This is a genomic window from Mycobacterium sp., from assembly GCF_049673265.1.
In the GTDB taxonomy this organism is placed as follows: Bacteria; Actinomycetota; Actinomycetes; order Mycobacteriales; family Mycobacteriaceae; genus Mycobacterium.
This window is the reverse complement of the sequence record NZ_JBATXN010000399.1, coordinates 1-2,243: the sequence shown is the minus strand read 5'-3', so window position 1 is coordinate 2,243 and position 2,243 is coordinate 1. Positions and strand designations below refer to the sequence as shown.

At 67.9% G+C, this 2,243-nt stretch carries 2 protein-coding genes; both read right to left on the bottom strand.

The genetic code is table 11. The annotated features are described in order from the left end of the window. On the bottom strand, positions 1-945 hold a 945-nt coding region (locus WBF82_RS13725; protein ID WP_424383556.1), incomplete at its 3' end, for a helicase-associated domain-containing protein. 8 nt (positions 946-953) lie between these two features. Next, a partial coding sequence (locus WBF82_RS13720; protein ID WP_424383555.1) for a helicase-associated domain-containing protein occupies positions 954-2,243 on the bottom strand: 1,290 nt, incomplete at its 5' end.

The window sequence follows — 2,243 nt, the reverse complement described above, 5'->3', positions numbered from 1 at the left end:
CTGCAGATCGGCGGTCATCCGGAACACGGGCGCCGGCAGCAGGTGCACCTCGTCGTAAACGATCAAACCCCAGTCGCGGCTGTCGAACAGCTCCAGGTGACGGTACTCGCCTTGGGTGCGGCGGGTGATTACTTGATAAGTGGCGATGGTGACCGGCCGGATTTCCTTACGCTCCCCAGAGTATTCCCCGATCTCGTCTTCGGTCAGCGAGGTGCGCGCGATCAGCTCGCGTTTCCACTGACGGCCCGCGACGGTGTTGGTGACCAGAATCAGCGTCGTCGCACTGGCTTTCGCCATGGCCGCCGCGCCCACCAGAGTCTTGCCCGCACCGCAGGGCAGCACCACGACGCCTGATCCACCCGCCCAGAAAGACTCGGCGGCCATCTCCTGGTAGTCGCGCAGATGCCAGCCGTCCTGCCGCAAGCTGATCGGATGCGCCTCGCCGTCGACATAGCCGGCCAAATCCTCAGCGGGCCAACCGATCTTGAGCAGCATCTGTTTGATCCGGCCGCGCTCGCTCGGATGCACGACGACAGTGTCGTCGTCGATCCGCGCGCCCAGCATTGGTGCGATCTTCTTGTGGCGCAACACTTCCTCGAGCACCGCCCGGTCCAGGCTGACCAGTGTCAGGCCGTGGGCCGGGCTCTTGACCAATTGCAGCCGACCGTAGCGGGCCATGGTGTCGACGATGTCGACCAGTAGCGGTTGCGGGACGGCGTAACGCGAGTAGCTGACCAGCACATCGACGACCTGCTCGGCGTCGTGGCCCGCGGCGCGCGCATTCCACAACGCCAGCGGGGTAATCCGGTAGGTGTGCACATGCTCGGGTGCGCGCTCCAGCTCGGCGAACGGCGCAATCGCCGCCCGCGCGGCGCCGGCCAGGTCATGGTCGACTTCGAGCAGCACCGTCTTGTCGGACTGAACGATCAGGGGGCCGTCGGGCATACGGTCGATTATCCGTTGTCCCCCGACATCACCGAGGTGATGCGGTGGATGGCGAACTCACGTGCGCGGCCCGAGGCGGAATCGAAGGCCACCAGCTGGCCTCCGGTCACCGTGATCGGCGAGACCACGCGCTGGGTGGCGACCCCGGCAGCGTCGACGTAACCAATGACCACGGTCTCGTCCAGCCGGGCGGCGTGCTGTAGTAGCGACATGGCCACCGCCGGGTCAATCCGCACGCTGCCGAACGGCGCGGAAGTCACCTTGCGGAGCACCGCGACGACCGCGCTCAGGCTTTCCGCGCTCGGGCGCGGCATCGGCCGGTGCGGCCGACGGCGTTGCGGGGTGGGCACCCGGGCCCCGCGGGCCCGGATGTCCACGATGGTGCCGGTGGAGTCTTCGGCGGCCGGGGCGAATCCGGCGTCCTGCAAGGCTGCGAGCACTTCGCTGATCGGCGCCTGAGATATCGCCACGGTAGGGGCCAGCACCCGCAGGCCCAGCGCTTGGGCTGCGGCGGATGCCGCCGCCTGGGCGAGCAGCGTCGGGTCCTCGCAGCGTACGAACGACGTGGCCATGCCGATCCTCAGCTGCCCGTGCCGGCGCGCCACGTCATCGATGAGGTAGGTCAGCCCTTGCGGCACAGGTGTTTTGGAGTGCTTTCCGAACAGCGAATGCAACTCGTCGGCAGTCTTGCCGATATCCAACGCGTGCCGGATGGACTGCTCACTGACGCGGTACACCATCGCCGTGCCCGCGGACTCGACAGTGGCCACCGCCCCCAGTTCCTCGGCGAGATGACGTTCGAGCGGCCCGGGAACCACGACGGTCAGGTCGGCCTGAACCAGGAAGTGGTCGATCGGTGCGGGTAAGGCCCGTGCCATCGCGTCGAGAATCTCGGCGTCGCCGTCGCCAGTGCCGTCGACCAACGCTCGCCCGGGCGTGCTGATCGCGCCGCGGCCCACCAGGCCGAGCAGGTGTGCCTCTTCCAGCAGATCGGCCACTTGTGCCGGCTGTAGTCGCTTGGCCCAGCGCGGCCGCCGCCAGATCAGCGCCGCCGACGCCGTGTTCTTGTCGACGGCTGCACTGGCCGGTAGCTCGGCCAACATGCCCAGCAGCAGCCGGCGATCCAATGGGGCCGCCGTCGAATACAGCGAATCCGACAGCGCGGCATATGGTTTGGCGTCGGGGCTGCGCGTTCCGATCAACGCAGGACGGGCCGGTAGGTCAAGCCAGGTGTTGGCCAGCAGATACCAGCGGTCGGCTGCCGATGCCTCGTCGAACCGGTCGGCGGCCACCGTCGG